This is a genomic window from Sphingomonas sp. BL-S-30 (genome assembly GCF_055521475.1).
The window spans coordinates 2,827,527-2,851,588 of record NZ_CM145481.1 but is presented as its reverse complement, the minus strand read 5'-3'; the positions used below and the strand labels follow the sequence as shown (position 1 = coordinate 2,851,588).

17 protein-coding genes are annotated in these 24,062 nt (G+C 66.3%); 6 read left to right on the top strand and 11 right to left on the bottom strand.

Annotated elements, in window-relative coordinates; all coding sequences use genetic code 11:
- The first annotated feature begins 40 nt into the window (after positions 1 to 40).
- Complete coding sequence (locus tag ACZ1I5_RS13245) at positions 41 to 2,179, top strand: TonB-dependent siderophore receptor (RefSeq protein WP_465169716.1); 2,139 nt, start codon at positions 41 to 43, stop codon at positions 2,177 to 2,179.
- Here ACZ1I5_RS13245 and ACZ1I5_RS13240 read toward each other — a convergent pair.
- The 8 genes from ACZ1I5_RS13240 to ACZ1I5_RS13205 form a co-directional block, all read right to left on the bottom strand.
- Positions 2,173 to 4,080, bottom strand: coding sequence for an asparagine synthetase B family protein (locus ACZ1I5_RS13240; RefSeq protein ID WP_465169715.1), 1,908 nt, complete (start codon positions 4,078 to 4,080; stop codon positions 2,173 to 2,175). The genes ACZ1I5_RS13245 and ACZ1I5_RS13240 overlap by 7 nt on opposite strands.
- A gap of 214 nt (positions 4,081 to 4,294) precedes the next feature.
- A complete protein-coding gene (locus ACZ1I5_RS13235) occupies positions 4,295 to 4,999 on the bottom strand; it encodes a phosphocholine cytidylyltransferase family protein (RefSeq protein WP_465169714.1) in 705 nt (234 codons plus the stop codon).
- Positions 4,996 to 6,084, bottom strand: coding sequence for an inositol-3-phosphate synthase (locus ACZ1I5_RS13230; protein WP_465169713.1), 1,089 nt, complete (start codon positions 6,082 to 6,084; stop codon positions 4,996 to 4,998). The genes ACZ1I5_RS13235 and ACZ1I5_RS13230 overlap by 4 nt, the downstream gene beginning before the upstream one ends.
- Positions 6,081 to 6,965, bottom strand: coding sequence for a CDP-alcohol phosphatidyltransferase family protein (locus ACZ1I5_RS13225; RefSeq protein ID WP_465169712.1), 885 nt, complete (start codon positions 6,963 to 6,965; stop codon positions 6,081 to 6,083). Before ACZ1I5_RS13225 ends, ACZ1I5_RS13230 begins: the two co-directional genes overlap by 4 nt.
- A 225-nt stretch (positions 6,966 to 7,190) precedes the next feature.
- Positions 7,191 to 7,841, bottom strand: a complete 651-nt coding sequence (locus ACZ1I5_RS13220) for a DsbA family oxidoreductase (protein ID WP_465169711.1) — start codon at positions 7,839 to 7,841, stop codon at positions 7,191 to 7,193.
- An 80-nt stretch (positions 7,842 to 7,921) separates the two neighbouring features.
- The gene (locus tag ACZ1I5_RS13215) at positions 7,922 to 9,262 is read right to left on the bottom strand and encodes a c-type cytochrome (protein ID WP_465169710.1); all 1,341 of its coding nucleotides are present in this window, start codon (positions 9,260 to 9,262) and stop codon (positions 7,922 to 7,924) included.
- Positions 9,259 to 11,430, bottom strand: coding sequence for a xanthine dehydrogenase family protein molybdopterin-binding subunit (locus tag ACZ1I5_RS13210; RefSeq protein WP_465169709.1), 2,172 nt, complete (start codon positions 11,428 to 11,430; stop codon positions 9,259 to 9,261). Before ACZ1I5_RS13210 ends, ACZ1I5_RS13215 begins: the two co-directional genes overlap by 4 nt.
- A gap of 45 nt (positions 11,431 to 11,475) precedes the next feature.
- Entirely contained in the window at positions 11,476 to 11,928 is a 453-nt protein-coding gene (locus tag ACZ1I5_RS13205; protein WP_465169708.1) for a (2Fe-2S)-binding protein, read from the bottom strand.
- Positions 11,929 to 12,200: 272 nt separating this feature from the next.
- On the opposite strand from ACZ1I5_RS13205, the gene ACZ1I5_RS13200 reads away from it, so the two are divergent.
- Complete coding sequence (locus ACZ1I5_RS13200; RefSeq protein WP_465169707.1) at positions 12,201 to 15,548, top strand: glycosyltransferase; 3,348 nt, start codon at positions 12,201 to 12,203, stop codon at positions 15,546 to 15,548.
- Positions 15,549 to 15,847: 299 nt separating this feature from the next.
- On the opposite strand, the gene ACZ1I5_RS13195 is transcribed toward ACZ1I5_RS13200, so the two are convergent.
- Complete coding sequence (locus ACZ1I5_RS13195; protein WP_465169706.1) at positions 15,848 to 17,170, bottom strand: alginate export family protein; 1,323 nt, start codon at positions 17,168 to 17,170, stop codon at positions 15,848 to 15,850.
- 90 nt (positions 17,171 to 17,260) lie between these two features.
- Between ACZ1I5_RS13195 and modA the strand changes: the two genes are divergently transcribed.
- From modA to ACZ1I5_RS13175, 4 genes are all read left to right on the top strand, one after another.
- Positions 17,261 to 18,022 (top strand): molybdate ABC transporter substrate-binding protein, encoded by a 762-nt coding sequence (modA, locus tag ACZ1I5_RS13190; RefSeq protein ID WP_465169705.1) that lies wholly within the window; start codon positions 17,261 to 17,263, stop codon positions 18,020 to 18,022.
- Positions 18,023 to 18,295: 273 nt separating this feature from the next.
- Positions 18,296 to 18,985, top strand: coding sequence for a molybdate ABC transporter permease subunit (gene modB / locus ACZ1I5_RS13185; RefSeq protein WP_465169704.1), 690 nt, complete (start codon positions 18,296 to 18,298; stop codon positions 18,983 to 18,985).
- The gene (locus ACZ1I5_RS13180) at positions 18,975 to 19,589 is read left to right on the top strand and encodes an ATP-binding cassette domain-containing protein (RefSeq protein WP_465169703.1); all 615 of its coding nucleotides are present in this window, start codon (positions 18,975 to 18,977) and stop codon (positions 19,587 to 19,589) included. Before modB ends, ACZ1I5_RS13180 begins: the two co-directional genes overlap by 11 nt.
- 230 nt (positions 19,590 to 19,819) lie before the next feature.
- The gene (locus ACZ1I5_RS13175; RefSeq protein WP_465169702.1) at positions 19,820 to 20,092 is read left to right on the top strand and encodes a hypothetical protein; all 273 of its coding nucleotides are present in this window, start codon (positions 19,820 to 19,822) and stop codon (positions 20,090 to 20,092) included.
- Positions 20,093 to 20,277: 185 nt separating this feature from the next.
- Here ACZ1I5_RS13175 and ACZ1I5_RS13170 read toward each other — a convergent pair whose 3' ends face one another.
- Together ACZ1I5_RS13170 and ACZ1I5_RS13165 are read right to left on the bottom strand one after the other, a co-directional pair.
- A complete protein-coding gene (locus ACZ1I5_RS13170; RefSeq protein WP_465169701.1) occupies positions 20,278 to 22,545 on the bottom strand; it encodes a TonB-dependent receptor in 2,268 nt (755 codons plus the stop codon).
- A 137-nt stretch (positions 22,546 to 22,682) separates the two neighbouring features.
- Positions 22,683 to 23,801, bottom strand: a complete 1,119-nt coding sequence (locus ACZ1I5_RS13165; protein ID WP_465169700.1) for a nucleoside hydrolase — start codon at positions 23,799 to 23,801, stop codon at positions 22,683 to 22,685.
- Positions 23,802 to 24,062: the final 261 nt, after the last annotated feature.

The following is a 24,062-nucleotide window of genomic DNA, read 5'->3' as shown; positions in this document are numbered from 1 at the left end:
CTAGCGGCCGGCGCATCACGTCAGCAAAGGATCCGCCGAAATGAAACCGTCCGTGCGACATGCATTGCTTGCGACCGTCTTCAGCCTGTTGCTGCCGGGCACCGCGCTGGCCGCCGGGCCGGGGGACGAGGATGTCCAGGACCGGGGGGACATCATCGTCACCGGCACGCTCGACACGCCGAGCGCGGCGGCCACCGGCCTGACGCTCACGCCGCGCGAAACGCCGCAATCGGTGACGATCATCGACCGGACGCGGATCAGCGATTTCGCGCTGACCAACGTCAACGATCTGCTGAACCAAGTGGTCGGCATCAATGTCGAGCGGGTCGAGACCGATCGGACCTATTTCAATGCGCGCGGCTTCGACATCACCAATTTCCAGGTCGACGGGATCGGCCTGCCGCTGCTGTGGGGCATCCAGTTCGGCGATCTCGACACCGCGCTGTTCGAGCGGGTCGAGGCAGTGCGCGGCGCCAACGCGATCATGACCGGCATCGGCAACCCGTCCGCGACGATCAACTATGTCCGCAAGCGCCCGACCGACACGCTTCAGGCCAATCTGTCGGCGCAGCTCGGTTCCTGGGACCAGAAGCGCGTGGAAGCCGATGTCTCGGTGCCGATCACCGATACGCTCTCGGTCCGGGGAATCGTCGCACATGAGGACCGCGATTCCTATCTCGATTACAATCATGTCGACCGGAACGTGTACGGCGCGCTGCTCAGCTGGGAAGCGACGCCGCGGCTGAAGGCGACGGTCGGGTACAGCCGGCAGGACAATCGCGCGGACGGCGTGTTGTGGGGCGCGTTGCCGCTGACCTATACCGACGGCAGCCGGATCGATTTCCCCGTCTCCGCTTCGACCTCGGCCGACTGGACCTATTGGGACACGCACGACCAGAGTGTCTTCGGCGAGCTCGCCTACAGCTTCGCCGGCGGCTGGTCGGCCAAGGGCGTGTTCACCTACAAGCGCTTTACCGAGGAATCGAAGCTGCTCTACGCCTATGGCTATCCGGACAAGGCGACCGGGCTCGGCGTCGGCGGCATGTCGGGCATCTATCCGTCAACCTATGACCAGTATCTCGGCGACTTCACCGCCTCGGGGCCGATCAAGCTGTTCGGGCGCGAGCATGAGCTTGCATTCGGCGTATCGACCGCGCGATCGGATGGGCTGGAATATGAGAATTTCTCCTCCGATCCGATCGACTTCCCGGCGGTGCAGGACTGGGGCCGGGTGCAGGTCGCGGAGCCGGTCTATCCCGGAGCCTATCTCGCGGCGGATTATGGCGACCGGCTGACCCGCGTCTATGGCGCGGCGCATCTCAACGTCGCGGACAATCTCAAGGCTGTGGTCGGCGCCAGCGCGATGTGGCTGACATCGACCGGCACCTCCTATGGCACCGATCAGTCGCGCGACGACAGCGCGGTCAGCCCCTATGTCGGCGCGGTCTTCGATCTCACGAAGAACGTCTCGCTCTATGCGAGCTATACCGACATCTTCAATCCGCAGGCCGAGACCGGCATCGACAACCGCAAGCTCGATCCCGCGGCGGGCAGCAGCATCGAAGGCGGCATCAAGAGCGAATGGTTCGGCGGCCGGCTCTACGCCACCGCATCGCTGTTCCGCGCCAGGCAGAAGGGCCTCGCCTCGGCGATCGGCACCTATGGCGATCCGGACGGCCCATGTCCGGAAGGGCCGATCGGCGACACCTGCTATGCCGGGGTCGATACGACATCGAAAGGATTCGAGATCGAGGTCGCCGGGCGGATCACCGATCGCTGGAGCGTGAGCGGCGGCTATACCGGGCTGAAGATCGAAGATCAGGCGGGCAACAAGGTACGCACCTATCTGCCCACCAAAACGCTGAAGCTCGCCACCAATTATGTCCTGCCTGAGCTCAACGATCTAAAGCTCGGCGCGCAACTGCGCTGGCAGAATGCGATCAGTTATGCCGATGCCGGCGTACAGGCCTACGGCGTGGTCAACGGCGACGTGATCCTGAAGCAGGAAGCTTATGCGGTGGTCGACCTGATGGCGGGCATTCGCCTGATCGACCGGGTGCGCGCGACGGTGAATGTGCGCAACGTGACGGACAGGAAATATCTCGGCAGCCTGATGTGGGGCCAGGCCTTTTACGCTGCGCCGCGCAGCGCGAGCGTCACGCTGAGCTTCGCCTATTGATCCGGTGACGCACCGGCCTTGCGCATGAAATGACCGCCGGAGAGGCCGCGGAGCAGGGCGAGGCGGTATTTCGCGTGGATCTCGGGCGCGTTCCAGTTCCCGCTCGGCCAGTCGGCGATCAGGGTGCGCAGCATCGCCAGGTCGAGCGGACCCGCGCTGTCGACCGCGGCGGCGATCCGGTCGAGTTCCGCCGCTGCCTCGTCCCGGGCTCCGGCGAGGCCTTCGTGCCAGTCGGCTGCCTGGAGCCCCTTGCGCTGCGCATTCAGCACGGCGGCGGGCAGGCGATCGGCGAAGGCGTTGCGGGCGATCGCGCGGGGGCGGCCGTCGCGCAGATATTCGGTCGCGGGGATGGACAGGCACAGCTCGATCAGGCGTCGGTCGGCGCTCGGATCGCGCGTGTCGACGCCCCAGCCGGCGAGATAGCCCTTGTTGTAATTGCCGAGGTCAGTGCGCTGCAGCGCATGGACTCGCGCCGCGACGGGATCGCGCGGCGGGCGATAGCTGAAATCGGCATCCGCCCGCGCGGCGCGCGCCGGATTCACTGCGCTGTGGTCACGCAGATCGAGACGGCGGCCGCGGGTACGGTCGAGCAGGCGCCACAGGCTGGCGGGAAGCCATGGCCCGATCGTATGCGCGGCGCTGTTGCGCAGGGACACGCCGTTGCTCCGCAAGTCCCGGAGATGGCGTGCGAGCTGGATGAGACGGCCGCGGGCGAGAAGATCGGGCAATGCGGAGAAACCGGTGAAGCTGAAGCTCATATTGCCCATCTGGCCGGTGAGCATGACCGTGACGCCCCGCCCCTTTGCCGCGTCCATGATCGCGTCCATCCAGGCGCCGTTGCACAAGTTGAGCACCGGACGGTCGAACAGCAGGACATTGCGGTCGAGCGCCGCGAGCGGAGATCGGCCGCCGGTGCGGACCAGCACATGCGCCATGTTCGGATAGAGCCCGGCGACGGCGCCGGCCATGGGGCCTTCATCGGCGACATGGTTGCGCGGGACGGCGCCGTCATAGCCGGCACGGGGCACGGCGGTGAAGGCGGCGAGCCGGCCGTCGGGGGCGAGCAGCCGCGCGGCGGTGGCGGCGACGGCGCCGCTGTCCAGCCCGCCGCTGAGATGCGTGCCGGCGAGCCCGCTGATGCTCCTGAGGCGCGCGGCGACGGCGCGGTCGAGCTGTTCGCGGACCGCCTCGTCATAATCGGCGGCGGTGCGGAGCCGGAGTAGTGGTGGCGCGGGGTTCCAGTAACGGTGCGTCGAGAGGCCGGCCGGGGTGACCGCGACGACATGGCCCGCCGGCACGCGCTCGACGCCCTCGTAGAAGCTGTGTCCGCCGGTTTCGGGAAGCAGGGCAAGGAATTCGGCGACCATGTCCTGGTCGGGCCGGGGCGGGATCTCGGGCAAGGCGTGCAGGCCCTTGGGCATCGAGGCGAAGGCAAGGAAATCGCGGCCGCGATGATAATGGAGCGGGCGCTGGCCGAGGAAATCTCGCGCGAGCAACAGGCGGCGCGTGGTGCGGTCCCAGAAGGCAAAGGCGAAATCACCGGCGAGGCGGTCGACCGCGGCCTCGCCCCAGCGGACGAGGGCGGCCATCAGGACGGCGGCGTCCGACTGACGGACGAGGTCGGGCAGCGGGAAGTCGAGGTCGCGCCAGAGATCCTCGCGATTGTCGAGGCGGAGATCGGCGACCAGGGCGAAGCGGCCGTGATCGATCACCACCGGGCCGGTGTCGAAATCATCTTCCGGCAACGTCGCGTGGAGATCGCGGCCCATGGCCAGCACATCGTCAGCCCAGCAGCCGGGCTTGCCGCTGCCGTAAAGGCGCTGTGCATCGAGCATCCGGCCGCAGGCACCGGACAGGTCGGGACAGCCGGCAAAGCTCAGCATGCCGGCGAGGGCGGTCATCGGACGGTGTTGGGCGTGGATGTGAGGCGCATTGGGAGAACGGTAGCGGCGTCCGGGCTAGGCCGGAAGCTCTCGCAAACAGGCATTTCCAACCCTTCTCCGTTCGCCCTGAGCTTGTCGAAGGGCTGTTCTTCCCTTTTGCCGCGAGAAAGGAAGAACGGGGCTTCGACAAGCTCAGCCCGAACGGGAGAGGGGTGGCGGGCTCCCGCCCCCGCTACGCCGCTTGCGAGACCCACCGCTCCGCCAGCACATGCGCCTTGGGATCGTCCACGTCGATCCAGCTAATGCCCGTGCAATCCGCCACATGGGCGAGGCCCTGGCCGGCAAGATACCCAACCCCCGCACTGAGCGATGGCGCCTCGAAGCGTTTCAGTGCGTCGAACAGGGCAGGGCCGATCGCGAAGACGCCGGTGTCGAAGCAATCGAACACCTCGATGCCCTTGCCGATCGCGACGATCGCGTCGCCGTCGGTTGCGACCCGGGTGACGTCCTCCATGTCGACCGCTTCCTGTTCGAGCAGCCGGTCGATGCCGAGCGTCAGGCCGCCCTGCGCACCTGTTTCGGCAAGTCGCCGGTAGAGTGCAGGATCGACGAGGTGATCGCACATGGCGAGCAGCGCGTCGCCACCCCGCGTCGCAGCTTCCGCCGCAAGCACGGACACGCCATTCGGTTTGCGATAGTCCGCCGACATCACGGTCTCGACCGTCACCGGCCAGTCGCGCGCGCCAAGAGCAGCGGTGATCGCCTCCGCGCCATAGCCGAGCACGACGATGACGCGGCCGATGCCCGCTGCCGCAAAGCCGGTGATGGCGTGTTCGAGCAGGGTCTTGCCGCCCACGACGCAGAGCGGCTTGTAGGGTGCCAGCGCCCGCAACCGGCTGCCTTCGCCGGCTGCGAGCAGGATCGCGGTGTCGATCACGCCGCGATGAATTCCTCGACGGCGATCTGGGCGAGGTCGTCGGTCATCTGCGTGCGCGGATGCTTGCAGAAATAGGCCGAAGCGCCGTCGATCGGGCCGCCCAGGCCGCGGTCGAGCGCGAGCTTGGCGCAGCGGATCATGTCGATCGCGACGCCGGCCGAGTTCGGGCTGTCCTCGACCGAGAGGCGCAGCTCCAGGTTCATCGGCACGCCGCCGAACAGCTGGCCTTCCATACGCAGGAAGCAGATCTTGTTGTCGTTCTGCCACGCGACATAGTCGGACGGGCCGACATGGATGTTCTCGTCTTCCAGGCGCTCGGCGGCGACCGACTGGACGGCTTCGGTCTTCGAAACCTTCTTCGAGGCCAGGCGCTTGCGGTTCGACATGTTGAGGAAGTCGGTATTGCCGCCGGTGTTGAGCTGATAGGTGCGATCCAGCTTCACGCCGCGCTTGGCGAACAGGTCGGTCAGCACGCGGTGAACGATGGTCGCGCCGAGCTGCGCCTTGATGTCGTCGCCGATGATCGGCACGTTCGCATCGCTGAAGCGCTTCGCCCATTCCGGGTTGCTGGCGATGAACACCGGGATGTTGTTGACGAAAGCGACGCCCGCTTCGAGCGCGCATTCGGCGTAGAACTCGCTCGCTTCCTGCGAGCCCACCGGCAGATAGTTCATCAGCACGTCGGTGCCCGATGCCTTCAGCTCGGCGACCACTTCATCCTTGGTCGGCTCGGCCAGGTCGGCGACCAGGAAGGTGCGGTCGTCGGCATAATTCTCCATATGCTCGGCGACGCCGTCGAGGATCTTGCCCATCTTCACCTTGGTGCCGGTCGGCTTGACGACCGGCGAGAAGATCGCGGTGCAATTCGGCTTGGCAAAGATCGCCTCCGCCACGTCCTTGCCGACCTTGCGCCTGTCGACGTCCCAGGCAGCGACGACCTGGATATCGCTCGGACGGTAGCCGCCGAGTTCCCAGTGCATCAGGCCGACATTGTCATTGGCGCCGTCCCGGTAATGCTCCAGGCCCTGCACCAGCGAGCTTGCGCAGTTGCCTACGCCCACCAGGGCGATCCGAATGCTGTTCATGGTCGATTGATATCCTTGGAGTGAATAGAAAAAGAAGGTGTGGCACCCACGGGTGCGGTTGCCGAGAACTGACGCAACAAAACGGCCTCGATATGGCGGTGCCAGCCGATGCCGATGGCGGTGACGAGAAACAGGGGCACGAGCTCGAACCACCAGAACCAGCGCGGATCGCCGGAAAGGCAGGCGAGGAAGATCGCATAGACGCGGACATTGGCGGTCAACAGGATCATCAGGCGCATCGGCCCCGCCGCCCGTGCCGAATAGGCCGTGGCAAGCCGGGGGGCGATGGCGCGGTCCTCGAACAAGGCGTCGAAGCGAGTCGAGGCGCGATCGATCGAGGTGGCGATCCAGTCATAGGCCCGGACCACCAGATTGCCCGATCCGGCAACCACCGGTCCGCGCGCCAGCCCACGCGCGCGGCGGTGGAAACGGGCGCGTTCGCCCTCATACAGGCTGGACTGGACGATATGGGCGCCGCCGGCACCCAAGGCCCAGGCCCAGCCTTCGCCGGTGCCGATCGAGGTGGCGATGACGACGTAGATCAGGATGAACACGCCGTGATCGCACACGCCGTCCAGAATCCGGCCGATCGCGCTGGCGGTGTTGGTCGCGCGGGCGACCATGCCGTCGAGTCCGTCGGCGATCAGCCAGCAGATCGAGAGAGCGAGACCGGCCACAGCGAAGCGCCAGTCATGCCATTGGGCATAAGCGGCGGCGGCCATGATTCCGAAACCGAGCCCCATCACGGAGACCAGATTGGCGGAGACGCGGTGCTCCACCGCCCAGGGCAAAAGGGCGCGCCCGGCAGGGTGAATGATCCAGAGGTTGGTAGGATCCTCTATCCGGCGATCCCGCGACCCGTCCGGTGGAGGCGTTGTCATGCGGACGTCATATATTCTTCACCACGCCGAAGTCCAAAGAATGTTAATGTAGCACAGGAAATTCGCGCCAGACCGTTAGCCCGGAATGTCCCGGAACGGGAGGAGAAAGCGGTAACAAGCCGTGATTCGCGCCAGAATGGCGGTGTCGATCCTGCAACACGCGTTGCGCCGCGCCCATGTCCCACCAACGCATTCCCCATTGTTGTCACCGCGACTCGGTGGCGTTCACGCCGTCTCGGCCGCGATCCTGCGCAATGCCTGTTCGAAGGCCTCGGGCGGCTGGCCGCCGGAGATGAGATAGCGATCGTCGATGACGATGGCCGGCACGGCGCTGATGCCGCGCGATTGCCAGAGCTGTTCGGTGCGGCGAACCTCCTCGGCATATTGGCCGGTCGCGAGAACCTCGCGCGCCGCCGCCGGATCGAGGCCGGCCTTCTCCGCCGCCGCGACCAGCACATCATGGTCGGACGGGTCCTGCTGGTCGGTGAAATAGGCGTCGAACAGCGCGTGCTTGAGTGCTGCCTGATGACCCTCGATTTCGGCCCAGTGGAGCAGGCGGTGCGCGTCGAACGTGTTGTAGATGCGGCTCTGGTCGGTGCCGCGCATGGTGAAGCCGAGCTCGGCCGCGCGGGCGCGGATCATCTCGCGATTGGCGGCCGACTGCTCCGGCGTGGAGCCATATTTCTCTGCGATATGCTCGACGATGTTCTGGCCCTCGGGCGGCATCGCCGGATTTAGCTCGAACGGCTGGAAAATGATGTGCGCATCGACCACGTCACTGGTCTTCGCCAGCGCCTCCTCCAGTCCGCGCAGCCCGATGATGCACCAGGGACAGGACACGTCGGAGACGAAATCGATCTTCATCGGGCGGGGCATGGGGAATCCTTCGCGAGCGGTGCGCCCCTCATATGAGGAGTGCTGAGCACGATTTCCAATGGAGGGCGAGAAGTTCCCGGTCAGCTCGCCTTGCGCAACGCCGCGACCTGTTTCGGCGTCACGCTGGACGGCTTCGATCCGAAGCGGGCGGTGACATAATTCGCCACGGCGGCGATCTCCGCGTCGCTATAGGCATGACCAAAGGCCGGCATGACCATGTCGCCCTGCGCCGGGTGCCGCCGCGCGCCGAGGATCACCACCTGCGCGACATTGGTCGCCTCCGGATCATTGACCGCGCGCGATCCGTTGAGCGTGGCGAGGCCAGTCAGCGCGCCATTGCCGTTCCAGGCATGGCAGCCGATGCACGCGCCCTCGAAGATCTTCTTGCCGAGTGGCGCGGCGTCGTCCGCGGCGGCCAGACGGTGGCCGACCGGCGCGGGGCCGGGGGCCGGGCGGGGCTGGTCGGACGTCGAGACGGCGGAGACGCTGCGCAGATAGGTGACCATCGCCGCGATGTCCGACGGCGTCAGGTAGCGCAGGCTGAGGTCGACCGCTTCGCCCATCGGGCCGGTGGCGGTGCCGCGGCCGGGCGCATGGCCTTGCGAGAGATATTGGGCGAGCTCGCCATCGCCCCAGTCGCCGACGCCGGTTGCCTTGTCGGCTGTGATGTTGAACGCGCGCCAGCCGGCGGTCACCGCGCCGGCATATTTGCGGCGATTGTCGAGCGCCTGCATCAGGTTGCGCGGCGTGTGGCACTCGCCGCAATGCGCCAGCGCTTCGCTGAGATAGGCGCCGCGATTCCACTCGGGGCTGCGGTCGGTGTTCGGCTCGAAACGGCGGTTCGGATTGAACAGGCCGCCCCAGACCGACATCAGCCAGCGCTGGTTGAACGGGAAGGAAAAGGTGAGCATCGGTCGCTCGAAGCGCGCCGGGGGCAGGGTGGCGAGATAGGCGCGGATCGCCAGGGCATCCGCATCCGTCATCCAGGTATAGGCGCTGTACGGCATCGCCGGGTAGAGATGGCCCTTCGGCCCCTTGCCTTCGCGCAATGCGGCGAGGAACTGCGCATCCGTCCAGCCGCCGATGCCGGTTGCCCTGTCTGGGGTGATGTTGGGCGACCAGATCGTGCCGAAGGGCAGCTTGAACGGCAGGCCGCCCGCAAAGGGCACGCCGCCCTTGGCGGTGTGGCAGGCCTGGCAATCCGCGGCGAGCGTCAGATATTTGCCCCGCGCGACCGGATCGGCCGAGGCGAAGTCGGCGGGTACGCCAGTGACGTTGGGGCCGCGATATTCCGCCAGCGACACGCGGTGCCCGCCGGCGAAATCCATCGCGCCCGGCCCGAAGGCGATCCAGGCCAGGGCTCCGGCGCCGGCCACGACGATGGCGGCGATGACGCTTGCGATGATGCGACGGCGGCTCATGCTTCCTTCCTCCCGGCCAGCACATCGCGGTCGATCGGCAGGTGGCGCAGCCGCTTGCCGGTCGCAGCGAAGATCGCGTTGGCGAGCGGTGCCATCGAAATCGAGGTGCCGGCTTCGCCGATGCCGCCCGGCGCTTCGCCGCTGCGCATGATGTGCACTTCGATCGGCGGCGTCTCGTTCATGCGGAGCATGCGGTAGTCGTGGAAATTGCTCTGCTGCACCCGGCCCTTCTCGATCGTGATCTCGCCGTGGAGCGCCGCGGTCATGCCGAAGATGATGCCGCCCTGGAGCTGCGCGATGATCGTGTCGGGGTTCACCGCAATGCCGGTATCGACGACGCAGACCACGCGGCGCAACGTGACCTCGCCGTCTTCGGAGACGCCGACCTCGGTGACGGTGGCGATCCAGCTGGCAAAGGCGGGCTGCACCGCGACGCCCCGGCCGACGCGCGGGGGCAGCGGACTGCCCCAGCCCGATTTCCGCGCGGCGACGCGGAGCGCCGCCTGGAGCCGGGGCGCCTTGCCGAGCATGTTCAGGCGGAACTGCACCGGATCGACACCCGCCTTGTGTGCCAGCTCGTCGATGAAGCTTTCGATGACGAAGACATTGTGCGCCGGGCCGACGCCGCGCCAGAAGCCGGTCGGCACGGCGGGCGGTTCCTCGCGTACGAAATCGACCCGGAAATTGGGGATGTCGTACGGCATGTCCTGCGCGCAATCGACCGCGTCGAAATCCTGGCCGTTGACGAAGGCGGGCGGCAGCCAGCGCGCCAGCACCGAGGATCCGGTGATGACATGGTGCCAGGCGCTGATCTTGCCGTCCTCGAGCGTCGCGCTGAAGCGGTCGTGCCAGGACGGGCGATAGACGTCGTGCTGGATATCCTCCTCGCGGCTCCACACGACCTTCACCGGCGCGTCGACCTGTTGCGCGATGCGCACGGCCTTTTCGACCTGGTCGACCTCGAGCCGCCGGCCGAAGCCGCCGCCGAGCAGATGATTGTGCACGATGACCTTGTCGAGCGGCAGGCCGGTGACCTTGGCGGCGACTGCCTGGGCGCGGCTCATCACCTGGATGCCAGTCCAGATCTCGCACCCACCGGGCGTGATGTGCACGGTGCAGTTCATCGGCTCCATCGGCGCATGGGCGAGGAACGGCACGTCATAGGTGGCCTGGATCGGATCCTTGCCGAGTGCCTTGGCGACGTCGCCGATATTCTTGGCATTGACGCCGGGACGCTGGCTGGCCTTGACCAGATTGGCGTGGACCTGGGCGGTGTCGACGCCGGCGTTGCTGCCCTCGTTCCAGGTGATGTTGAGCGCGGCGAGACCCTGAAGTGCTGCCCACATATGATCGCCGACCACCGCGACCAGATCGTCGAGCACGACAACCTGCCGGAAGCCGGGCACCAGCTTCGCGGCGTTGTCGTCGACATGGCCGACCTTGCCGCCGAACACGGGGGAATGGGCGAGGGTGGCGAACTTCACGCCCGGGGGCATGGCGTCGATGCCGTATTTGGCCTGGCCGTTGACCTTTTCCGGCGTGTCGAGCCGGCGCAGCGGCTTGCCGATCAGGCGGAAATCCTTCGGGTCCTTGATCTGCGGTTCGGCCGGCGGCTTCAGCCCCGCGGCGCGGCCGGTGAGCGCGCCATAGCCGATGCGGCGGCCGGTCGCGTCATGGATCACTTCGCTCGCTTCGGTGCGGCAGCTTGCGGGATCGACCTTCCAGCCGGCAGCGGCGGCCTGGATCAGGATCGCGCGGGTGCCCGCGGCGGCCTTGCGCAGGGGCAGCCAGAAAGCGCGGATCGAGTTGGAATTGCCCGTCGCCTGCAGGCCGAACACGGGGTTGGCGTAGAGTGCGTCGCTTGGCGGGGCATGCTCATAGGCCACCCGGTGCCAGTCGGCATCGAGTTCCTCGGCGAGGATCATCGAGATCGAGGTGTAGGTGCCCTGGCCCATCTCGACCTGCGGCATGACCAGGGTGACCTTGCCGGCCGGGTCGATGCGGATGAAGGCGTTGGGCGCGAAACCCGGCGTCGCCGCCTCCGCCGCTATGATGCCCGGCGCGACGAAGCCAATGAGCAGGCCACCGCCCACCGCCGCGCCGACCTGGAGCAGGCTGCGGCGGGAGAGGATGGGGCCAGCGGGCGAAAGGTCGGTCAGGACGGACATTGGCAAGGACCTTGAAGGAGCGGGGAGCGCGAAGGTCGGCTGATGTCAGGGCGTGGCGGCGGCCTTGATCGCCTGGCGGATGCGGACATAGGTGCCGCAGCGGCAGATATTGCCCGACATGGCGGCATCGATATCGGCATCGTCGGGCGCGGGCGTGCCGGCGAGCAGCGCGGTCGCCGCCATGATCTGGCCCGACTGGCAATAGCCGCACTGAATGACTTCATGGTCGAGCCAGGCGCGCTGAATGCGGGCGCCGGCGGGCGTCTCGCCGATCGCCTCGATCGTGGTGACCGCACGAGTGCCGAGGGTCCCGACGGGAAGTTGGCAGGAGCGAAGCGGTGCGCCATCGACATGCACCGTGCAGGCGCCGCACTGCGCGATGCCGCAACCGAACTTGGTGCCGGTCAGGCCGAGCAGATCGCGCAACACCCAGAGCAGGGGCATGTCCGCGGGGGCATCCACCTCATGCGCGGCGCCGTTGACAGTCAGCTTGAGCATGATGCCCCCCTTGTCCCCGGTCATAACCGGCCATGGTTGCCACCCGCGATACGCCGGGGCGACACGTTCCAACGTTACGCTACGCCTGCGTTCCGGGCCGCGTCCATCATACCATTGGATGGGTGTGGAAAATAGCGCATGCTGCGTCCCCTGGTGCCAAAGCTTTGCATGATGGCGCCTGGATGACAGATTTGTCATGTAATCGAGCGGGCAATGCCATCCCGTGAATGAAATAGGCGACATCCGATACTGACGATTGCACCGGGAACCCCATGAGCCTCACGCCGATTTTCTATGACGCTTCCGGCCGCCGACGGCGGCGCTTCGCGTTTGCGGTCGGGGCGTTTGTTGCACTGGTCCTGCTGTCCTTCGCTGCACTGGCGCTGTCGATCGGTGCGGTGCCGCGGGCGCCTTTGCTCCCCGTCGATGCCGAGCATCCCGCGCTCACCCGCTTGCCGCCGCCGCACGAGCCGCTGCTCAAGCGGGCACGGCACGGCCTGACGCATTATGCCCGGCTGCTGACCGGCCGCCCGGCGCGCGGCGTGCGGGAGAATGCGCCGATCGCGATCGGCTTCCATGTGCCCTGGGACGAATCGAGCGCCGCGTCGCTGCGCCGGCATATCGAGGACCTCGACTGGCTGATCCCCGGCTGGGTCTCGGTGACGGGCGCCGACCACCGCATCACCGTGTTCCGCGACCAGGCGGGGCGGGCGATCCTCAATCGCGCGCCGCACCGGCCGCTGCTGCTGCCGATGATCCAGAATGCTCTCCAGGGAAACTGGGACGGCAAGGGCATGGCGGCGCTGCTCGACAGTCCGATGCAGCGCCGGGCATTGCTCGACAAGCTCGAACCCTGGCTGGCGGCCAACCAGGCGGGCGGCGCCTTTTTCGATTTCGAGGAGCTGCCGCCCAGCGCGCAGCCCGATTACCGCGCGTTCCTGCGCGAAGCGAAGGCGCGGTTCGGGCGGCATGGCTGGATCGTCGCGATCGCGGTGCCGGTCGGCGAGGATTCGGGCTGGGATGTCAAATCCTATGCCGCGATCGTCGATCGGGTGTTCCTGATGGCCTATGACGAGCATGAACTGGGCGGCGAGGCCGGGCCGATCGCGTCGCAGGCCTGGTTCGAACAGGCCGTCGAGCGCGCGTCGCGCGGCGTGGCGCCGTCCAAGCTGGTCGTGGCGATCGGCAATTACGGTTATGACTGGCATGGCAAGGGCGGCGATCCGCTGGCGATCGACGAAGGCTGGCAGGCGGCGCGGGAATCGAGCGCCATGCCGGTGTTCGACAAGGCGAGCGGCAATAGCGGCTTCGCCTATGAGGAGGGCACTGAGCGGCATGTCGTGTGGATGCTCGACGCGGCCTCGGCCTATAACCAGATGCGATTCCTGTCGCGCGCCGGGATCGGCGCGGTCGCGGTATGGCGGCTCGGCTCGGAGGATCCGGGCCTGTGGTCGATCTTCGGGCGCACGCACCGCACCTTGCCGGCACCATCGGCGATCAATGCGATCCCGGCGGGCACCGATGTCGATATCGAGGGAAGCGGCGAGATCTTGAAGATCGCCGGCGTGCCGGTGGAAGGCGTGCGGCACGCGGTCGCGGCCAAGGACGGATCGCTTGCGTCAGTCGACTTCGTCCGGCTGCCATCGCCCTATGTCGTGGCGCGGACCGGATACAAGCCGGGCGAGGTGGCGCTGACCTTCGACGACGGGCCCGACCCGGAATGGACGCCGCGCATCCTCGACATATTGAAGCGCGAGCATGTGCCCGCGACCTTCTTCATCATCGGCGAGAATGCGCTGACCGAGCGGCCCTTGCTCGAGCGGATGGTGCGAGAAGGGCATGAGGTGGGCAGCCACACTTACACCCATCCCAATCTCGCCGGCGCGACCGACAGCGAGACGGCGTTCCAGCTCAACACCACGCAGCGGCTGTTCCAGGCCTTTACAGGGCGATCGCTGCGGCTGTTCCGCGCGCCCTATTTCGGGGACGCCGAGCCGACCACGGCCGACGAAATCGAGCCGGCGCTGCAGGCGCAGAACCGGGGCTATACCTCGGTCGGCCTGCACGTCGATCCGGGCGACTGGAAGCGGCCGGGCGTGCAGACGATCATCGACGAGACGATCAAGGGCGTCGAGGCGTCCAATGTCGAGCGGAGCGGCAATATCGTGCTGCTGCACGATGCGGGCGGCAACCGCGCGCAGACGGTCGCGGCGCTGCCGGTGATCATCGAGACGCTGCGCGCCAAGGGATACCGGTTCGTGCCCGTCTCGACCCTCGCGGGGATCCCACGCGACGTGGCGATGCCGGTGATTTCCGAAAGCGACCGGGTCGCTGCGGAGACCGATCTGTTCATCTTCGGCGCGATCGGCGCGACGATCACGGCGCTGGGCTGGATTTTCCTGTTCGCCATCTCGATCGGCATCGCGCGGGCGATCACGCTGTCGGCGCTGGCGCTGATCCAGGCGCGGCGCGAGGGGCGGACGATCTTCCCGACGATCGACCCCAACCGCTTCGTCACGGTGATGATCCCGGCGTTCAACGAGGAAACCGTGATCGTGCGCGCGGTGCACGGCGTGCTGGCGAGCGTCGATGTGCGGATCGAAGTGATCGTGATCGACGACGGCTCCAGCGACCGCACCAGCGCCGTGGTGACCGAGGCGTTCGCGCAGGAACCGCGCGTGCGGCTGCTGACCCTGCAGAATGGCGGCAAGGCGCGGGCACTGAACGAGGGGCTGAAGCTGGCGACGGGCGAGATCGTCATTGCGCTCGATGCCGATACGCAGTTCGAGCCGCAGACGATCGCGCGGCTGGCGCGCTGGTTCGTCGATCCGGCGCTGGGCGCGGTGGCGGGCAATGCCAAGGTCGGCAACCGGGTGAACCTGGTCACGAAGTGGCAAGCGCTCGAATATATCACAGCGCAGAATCTGGAACGGCGTGCGCTGGCCCGGCTGGATGCGATGACCGTCGTGCCCGGCGCCGTCGGCGCGTGGCGGTTGTCGGCGATTCAGAGCGTCGGGGGCTATCCCGACGATACGCTGGCCGAGGACCAGGACCTGACCATCGCGATCCAGCGGGCCGGCTGGAAGGTGACCTACGATCAATATGCCGTCGCCTGGACCGAGAGCCCGGAGAGCTTCGCCGGGCTGGCGAAACAACGCTTCCGCTGGGCCTATGGCACGTTGCAATGCCTGTGGAAGCATCGCGCAGTGATGGCGCATGGCAAGCCGAAGGGGCTGGCGCGGGTCGGCCTGCCCCAGGCGATCGTCTTCCAGATCGTGCTGGCCGCCATCTCGCCGATCATCGATCTGGCGCTGATCCTCAGCTTCGTCATGACCTGGATCTCGGTCGAGGCGCATGGCTGGGCGCAGACCCAGCATGATGTCGAGAAGATGCTGATCTACTGGCTGGTGTTCACCGCGATCGACATGCTCGCGGCGGTGATCGCCTTCGCGCTGGAGCGGCGGGAGAAATGGAGCCTGTTGTGGCTGCTGATCCCGCAGCGCATCGGTTATCGCCAGGTGATGTATTATGTGGTGCTGAAGGCGATTGCCCAAGCGCTGCGCGGCCCGCGGGTCGGATGGGGTAAGCTGGCGCGGACGGGTCGGGTGACGGCGAACTGACCTGTTCGTTTCGTCCCCGTTCCGATCCACTTTTTTTCTTCCGCTGTTATGTTGGATTTCAGCGGTATTTTTCGCGTTCGATGCCAATGGCTTGAGGCAGGTTTTCCCTGTTACTGAATAACAGCGGAAAAACATGCTCTAATCGCGCAGTTTTACCGCTGATCCGCAGCAAAAATGCCCCTCTTATTCAACCGACAATGAGAAGGAGCGGCGCGGCGCACCGAAGGCGTCGCGGGGCGCATACCCAGCATTGTTCGTGCTGATGTTGAATCGAACGGATCAGATTTGACGCTCCCGCCCTAGAAGAAGACGGTCGCGTCCATGAAGCCATAGCGCGTGTTGCCCGTTTGCGGTGCGTTGGGCGCGTCTTTCATGAAGCGGCCCTTGAAGAGGATAGCGCCGCCGGCGCCGAGTTGCAGCCGGTCGGGGATCAGCCAGTAGCGCACCCGCGTGTCGATATGCGTGCCGACATAATGACCGGCCGCACCGGACGGGTCGCGTACGCCCGAATTGCCGAAGCTGTCGGTCGCGGTGGCGAGCCAGATCGGGCGCAGGTTGAGATGCAGGTCGAGCCGCGCGTTCGGCTTCGCCTCGATCCGTGCCGAGACGGTCGCGATGTTCGAGCGGATGATCAGCGAATAGAGGCCGGACGGGGTGAATTCATAGGCCGGATCGCCGATCAGCCCGTCGAAGCGGCTGAAGCTGCCGCCGGCCTTGTCCCCGGTCATGTAATCGGCGTTGAACGACAGCCGCGGCGACCAGGCAGCCTTGAAGCTCCAGCCCAAAGCGCCGTGGAACATCCAGGCCGAGACGCGGTGATTGACGAGGTCGCCCACAGCCGGGCTGAGTCGGGTAGTGCCGGTCTGCCATGCACCTTCCATGTCGTAGTCGAGCCTATTCGCCTTCGGTGCGCGCGACAGGCGGATGCCCGAGGTCAGCAGGCGGCGATTGCGGGTGGCGAAGCCGGGCGCATCGGTCTCGATGAAGCGATAGCTGTAGAGCTCGGCCGTGCCGCCCATGACGCCGGCCTTGGTGCCGATCGCACCGAACAGCTGGCGCTCGATCCGTTCCTCGTCCAGTTCGAAGCGGTTGCTGTGCACACCCGCCGAATCCTCCGGCACGCGGGTTTGCGGCATCGTCCAGAAGCCGGTCAGCTTGTCGCCGGCCTTGTTCTTCCAGTCGAGCCGGGCGCCAGTGAAGCTGTTGAAGTCGTTGCGGTTGATCGGCCGCGCGACGAGCCGCCGCGAGCCGAGGTCCATGGTGAAACGCCCGGCCTGCATGCTGACGCCGGAACCGAGATCGGCCGCGACATAGGCCTGGATCGGTTCGAGTGCGTCGACTTCGTTGGCGCTGATCGAGCTGTGTTTGCGTTCGAAATAGACGCGCGAGTCGAGGATCTCGAGGCCGAACCTGATGGGCCCCTTCGTGTAGGTGGCGGAGATGTCGGTGCGGAACAGCAGCGCGGCGTCATCAGCCGGAAGGCCGGCGCGATACTGGCCGTCGATCGCCTCGGCGCGTGCCCGAACGCTGCCTTCGATCGCGACCTTGCCGTCCTCGGCAAACGCCGCCGAAGCACTGCCCAGCGCCATCATGGCCGCCAGGCAGCCGATCCTCTTCCTCACAGGCTCCCCCAGCCAATGGTTTCGGCCGTGCGCTAGGCTATAGAAGGGTAAATCGCCAGAGAAATTGTATACAATGACGGGACGCGTTGGATGAAACAGCTGGTTCGGATGTTCGTGGCGTTGCTGGTGCTGATGGCCGGGCCGGTATGCGCAGCCCCGGCCCGCGCGCCTTTGGTCCTGGCGGCTGCCTCGTTGCAGGAATCGATGACGGCGGCGGCTGACGCCTGGGCGCGCAAGGGGCATCCGAAACCGGTGATCTCGTTCGCCGCCTCCTCGGCGCTGGCGCGGCAGGTCGAGGCGGGGGCGGCGGCCGACCTGTTCGTGCCGGCCGATGAGGAATGGATGGACGCGCTGGCGGGGAAGGGGTTGATCGTGCCGGCGACGCGGCGCGATTTTCTCGGCAACCGGCTGGTGATCGTGGCGCCGGCCGGGAGCCGGGTGACGATCCCGCTCGCACCGGGGCCATTGGCGCGCGTGCTCGGCGCGGGGCCGCTGGCGATGGCGGATACGGAGAGCGTGCCGGCGGGGAAATATGGCAAGGCGGCGCTGACGAAGCTCGGCGTGTGGGACGCGGTCAGCGCGAAGGTGGTGCGGGCGGAGAATGTGCGGGCGGCGCTCGCGCTGGTCGAACGCGGCGCGGCGCCGCTGGGGATCGTCTATGCGACTGACGCGAAGGCGTCGGCGAAGGTGCGGATTGCGGGCGTGTTCCCGACATCGTCTCACCCGCCGATCACCTATCCGATCGCGCGGTTGAAGGCGTCGGCCAATGCGGAAGGGGAGGCGTTCCGGCGGTTCCTCGTGTCGCGCGAGGGCAAGGCGATTTTCGTGCGCTACGGTTTTTCGGCGCGATGAAGCTCGCCCGTCATGCCGGACGTGTTCCGGCATCCATGTCACCGCAGGCGGCAGTGCCTGTGGATCGATGGACCGCGGAACAAGTCGGCGATTATCGCCGTCGGACAAGAGGCCATTGTGTCCCCGCGAAGGCGGGGACCCAGTCTGGGCTCCCGCCTTCGCGGGAGCACAAGGAGGCAGGTGGCGCCGTTTCAGTAATTTCGCTTGCTTGGCTGAAAAGGATAATCACCGAACAAGTCCGGGGTAACGCAGTGGGTGGGGGATGGCACGCCCATGCTCAGCCCTGACGAATGGACCATCGTGCTGCTGTCGCTGAAGGTCGGGGCAGTGGCGATAGTAGTGACCTTGCCGATCGCCTTCGCGTTTGCCTGGGTGCTGGCGCGGTGGCGCTTTCCGGGAAAGGTGCTGCTCGATGCGGTGATCCATTTGCCGCTGGTCGTGCCGCCGGTGGTGACCGGCTGGCTGTTGCTGATCGCCTTTGCGCCTGCGGGGCCGATCGGCGGCTGGCTGATGGACTGGTTCGGCGTCTCGGTGCTATTCCGCTGGACCGGCGCCGCGATTGCCGCGGGGGTGATGGCGCTGCCGCTGATGGTGCGCGCGATGCGCCTGTCGATCGAGGCGGTCGACCGGCGGCTCGAGGGCGCGGCGCGGACCCTTGGGGCGGGGCCGGGCAGGGTGTTCCGTACCATCACCCTGCCGCTCAGCGTGCCCGGTATCCTGGCCGGTGCCGTGCTCGGCTTCGCGCGGTCGATCGGCGAGTTCGGGGCGACCATCACGTTCGTCTCCAACGTGCCGGGCCAGACCCAGACCCTGCCGCTCGCCATCTATTCGGCGCTTCAGCAGCCCGGTGGCGAAGCGATGGTATGGCGACTGTCGGCGATCTCGGTCGCGCTGTCGCTGGCCGCGCTGATCGCATCGGAATTGCTGGCGCGCCGGGCGGGGAGGGGGCTGCATGTCCTTTGACGTCTCGCTGACGAAGCGGCTCGGCGACACCGAGATCTCCGCCGAATTCGCCGCAGGCGAGGGGGCGACCGTGTTGTTCGGGCCCTCGGGCGTGGGCAAGACGAGCGTGCTCAACATGATCGCGGGGCTGCTCGTGCCCGATGCCGGACATGTCCGCGTCGATGGCGAAACGCTGTTCGATGGTGCCGCCGGGATCGACCTGCCGCCGGAGCGCCGGCGCGGCGGCTATGTGTTTCAGGAACCGCGGCTGTTTCCGCATCTCAAGGTACGGGCCAACCTGCTGTACGGGGCGCCGGGCGGAACGGCGATCGGCGACACCCTGGCGTTCCTTGGCATCGACGCCCTGCTCGATCGCTGGCCCCGCAGCCTGTCCGGCGGCGAGGCACGACGGGTGGCGATCGGCCGGGCATTGCTGAGCGCCCCGCGTTTCCTGCTGCTCGACGAGCCGCTCTCGTCGCTCGACCGGCCACGGCGCGAGGAAGTGATGCGGACGATCGAGCATATTCGGGACGGGATGAAGATACCGATCCTGATGGTGACTCACGACCCGGAAGAGGCCGAGCGGATCGGCACCCGGATCGTCGGCTGTAGCGCCGTCCGATAGCGGACAGCGACTGTCCGCCACCGATCATTCCTGTCCGAATCCTGAATGGGAAGGCGCGCCCATGATTGGTGAAAATAGCCAATCTCTTGCAATTTCTGGTTCGTATCGTACCATTAAATCAAGCTAAGTCATTGATTATACGTAACGGTACCTGTTTGGCATGGGTAATGCAGTAGTACAGGTGCGGGTAGCAAATCCCGCCTGTGTTACCGCCAAGGAGGACCCCTGAGATGACCCGTTCGACCCTGACCCGCCCCGCTTTCGCCATTGCCGCCTTCGCGATGCTCGCCACCGCCGCCGTCCCTTCGATGGCAAGCGCGCGCGGCAATGCCAACACCAACGGCAACGCCCAGCCGACGACGACCGAGCAGGCGCCCAAGAAGATTTGCCTCTCGCCGACCGTGACCGGCGACCCCTCGGTGACTGGTTCGATCCTCGCCAAGCGTTCCTGCCGCACCAAGGCGGAATGGGAAGCCAAGGGCGTCATCTTCCAGTCGAAGTAAGCGCTCCGGTCCGCAAGGGCTGAGCCAAACCAAGAGCCGCCGCCCGGTCGACCGGACGGCGGCTCTTTCGTGTTTGTAGCGATGGCGGCGCTCGCCGCGATCCTGGTGTCCTGAATCTGAAGCTCGTTCCCTTACAAACCTGACGGAATTCAAATACCTATCGAGCGAACTTCAGTTCCACGCCACTAGAAGCTGAACTTCACCTCGCCGCCGATGATGCGGGGCTCGTTGATCATGCCGGTCAGGTTGTTGAAGTCGATCGCGCTGATGCTGCGGATCTGGTTGGTGATGTTGCGGGCGAAGGCGCCCACTTCGAACCCGCTGTCCGTCTTGTAGGCGATCTTCAGGCCGCCTTCGAGCAGCGCGCGGCCGCGGAACTCGACCGCTTCGTAGAGGAAGTAGTTGATGGTGCTGCGATACGCCCAGTCGGTATAGACATAGACCTCGCCATTGCCGACCGGCACGCCGTAGCGCGCGGTGACGTTGGCGACCCAGCGCGGGGCCTGGGGCAGGTCGTTGCCGTCGATCTTCGCCAGGCCGCCGACGATCGGATCGATCATCGTGCAGAGCGAGCCGCACGGCCCGACGCCGATCGAGGGATCCCGGATCTCGGTGAAATTATAGCTGCCACTGGCAGTCAGGCTCAGCTCGGGCACGGGCCGCGCCTCGAATTCCGCCTCGACGCCGTAGCCGATCGCGTGATCGGCATTGAGCAGCCGTGCCGAATTGGTGCCGCCGCCCACCGCAGTGAGCTGCAGGTCGTTGGTGCGCGACCAATAGGCATCCAGCGCGAAGCGCACCGCGTTGTTGAGCAGCGCACCCTTGATGCCGCCCTCGCCGGAGATCGTGGTCTGTTTCTTCGCGCTCGTCTGCTTGCTGCCGAAGGTCACGCGATCCTGGATGGCCGGCCCCTGATAGCCCGTCGCCACCCGCGCATAGAGACTGACGTCCGGGTCGATGGCGTAGGTCGCGCTCAGATCCCAGGTGAAGGCGCCGTCCTTGACCGCGAGGCGCGACGGCAAGACGGTGCCGAACAGGTTGGGCGAATAGCCCGAGATACGATCATCGCGCTTGTCGTGCGAATAGCGGCCGCCGGCGCGCAGGGTCAGCGCGTCGGTCGCCTTGTATTCGACCGAGGCGAAGATGCCGTAATTCTCGTTGGTGTTGTTGTGGAAGATGTCCTGGTTGTTGTCCGCCGTGCGCGATCCGGTCGCGGCCGCATAATTATATTCGTGGTAGCGCAGCTTCTGGTGGAAATAATAGACGCCGCCCTGAGCGCTGAAGCCGCCGAAATTCTCCGTCGCGAAGCGCAGTTCCTGGCTGAATTCCTCCGGCCGGGTGACGCCGCCCGTGTTGGACGGGAACAGCGCATTGTTCAGGCCCAGCGCGGGGAAGACATAATTATTGCCGCCGTCGATGTCGCCGGTGCTCTCGACCTTGGCCTTTTCGAACGCCGTGACCGAGTAGAGCGTGCCGACGCCGTCGAAATGATAATCGAGATGGAGGTTGGTGCCCCATTGGCTCATCGACTGGCTGGTATAGCCGTCGAGCGCGACCTTGCTCTTGTCGAAACCGGGCGAGAAATCATTGCTGCCCTGCTTGAACAGGCCGGCGCGGAAGATGCGCGGCGTGCCCTCGAGATCGCGCACGTGGAGATTGACCAGCGCGTTGAAATCCCCGCTCGAATAGCCGAGCAGGAAGCGTGCCGCGGCATCGCGATAGCCTTCGAGCTTCTTGTCGGCGACACCGGTGGTCGAGGTGTTTGTCACCCAGTCGTCGCGCCGCTGGAGCAGGCCGGCGGCGCGGAACGAGAAGCCCCCGCCGAGCGGGCCGCCAACCGCTGCCTCCGCGTTGACCGTGTTATAGGTCGCCCAGGAAGCGCTGGCATAGCCGGAGAAAACGTCGCCTGGCTTGGTCGATTCAAGCTTCACGACGCCGGCCGGCGTGTTGCGACCGAACAGCGTGCCCTGCGGACCGCGCAGCACCTGGACGTTCGCCAGATCGAACACCGGGAAGGATTTGAGCATCGGGCTTTCCAGCGCGACGTCGTCATAGACGACCGACACCGGTTGCGCCGCGTTGGGATCGAAATCGGTGTTGCCGAGGCCACGGATATAGAAGCGCGGGAAAGTGCGGCCGAACGAGGATTCGATCTGAAGGCTGGGCGTGCGGGACGACAGGAAGCGGACGTCCTGGCCGCCGGAATTGAGCACATCGAGCTTCTCCCCGCTGATCGCGGTGACGGCGACCGGCACGTCCTTGCTCGATTCAGCGCGGCGGGTCGCGGTGACGACGATGTCGGGCACGCCCTGCGTATCGGCCGCCTGGGCCGGTTCGTCAGCGGGAGGCGCCGTTTCGGCAAAGGCGGGTGCGGCCAGGGCCATGGCGAGAAGCGAGGCGCCCGCCGCGAGCGAGCGGACGGAAGCGTTGACGCGAGAGGCGTTGGAAAACATCGATATCCCCTATTTTATGGGGCACCCGCTCCCTGCGATCCCGCGAGTCCCGGAATTCACGCGAAATCGTAACATGGCTGCAATGGTCATCAAGGGGAGCTGCGACCGATCCGGCACTTCTTGGCCGGGGCGTTGCTTCAATGTCGCAGTGGCCGCCGGTACAGGGCGCGCATCGCCGCCTCCATCGCGGTCCTGTCCACCGACAGGACGACCTTCTGGGCCTGCTCGCCGAGATGCGGGCGATAGGCATCGGTCCACGACAGGGTGTCGCCATAGCTCGCCCCCTGGCCGGTGTCGAAATCGACATAGAGCGTATCGGCGCGCGTCACGATCTCCGGGTTGAGCCAGACCATCGCGGCGATCTCGTCCCACATCGGATAACCGGGTTCGAGCCCGGTCTGGAGAATGTCGGTGAGCGGCGTCTTCGCGTCCTTCAGGCTGGTCAGGAAGTCCCGCGTCCATTGCGTGCCGGTGGAGGGATCGACCGGGACCATGGTGATCTTCGGCCAGGGCGCGTGGGCGACGATGCGCGCGGCCTCCGGATCCCAGCGGATGTTGAATTCGCGGCGCGGCGTGTTGACGAACTCGCGGGCGAACTGCTCGGCTGAGGGGCCGGTGAGTACCTGATGGGGCAGCAAGCTGCCGCCCATATAGACCAGCTCCTTCACATTGGCGGCGAAGCCTGGGTCGAGGCTCTGCGCGATCGCGATGTTGGTCATCGGGCCGGTCGCGAACAGGGTGATCTGGTGCGGATGGGCACGGACCATGCGGACGAGGAAAGCGGCGGCGATCTCGGAAGAGGCCCTGGTGGTCGGGTTGCCGATCGGCAGCGCCGGCACGACCTCGGGCGAGGCATTGCCCGGATGGCTCTGCACCGTGTCGCCGGGCCAGTAATCGGTCCAGGGGCCCTTGAAGACGAGGCGGCCGTACAATCCCTCCCAGCGTTTCGTCGCTTCCTGGGTGTTGAGCAGCGGATAGGTCGCGCCCGGGACGATGGGGATGTCGGTGCGGTGGAGGATCTCCAGCGTGCGCAACCCATAAGCGGTCGCCGTGTCGCGCCACACCGAGCCGCTGGTGGTGGTGATGCCGAGCACGTCGACGTCAGGCGCCTGGAGCAGGAGGGTGGGCACGCCGTTCAGGCCGATCAGGTCGTCGTCGATCAGGACGAGGCGTTTCGCCGGGGCGGGCTGGGCAAGAGCCGGGGCGGCTGGAAGCAGGGCGAGGGCGGCAAGGCAGAGAGTGAGAAGGCGGCGCACGGCAAGGCCCCTGATGCGAGAGTGGCGATGTCTCTCCCGGTCCGGCGCCTGTCGCGCTTCTGGCATCAAGCATCGCCGGACACGCGTGCGACGTCAACGCGGTGCGGTGGATCGGGCGTTTTCGGAACTTCGGTATGGTGAGCCAGCGACGCCGCAATCGGTCGGCCATATCCAGATCCTGTAAATTAGTGTTGATTATCAGTTAGATAGTTCAAACTGAAAAAACGATAGCGTTCGCTACAAAGTAGCGATAGCTTCCGA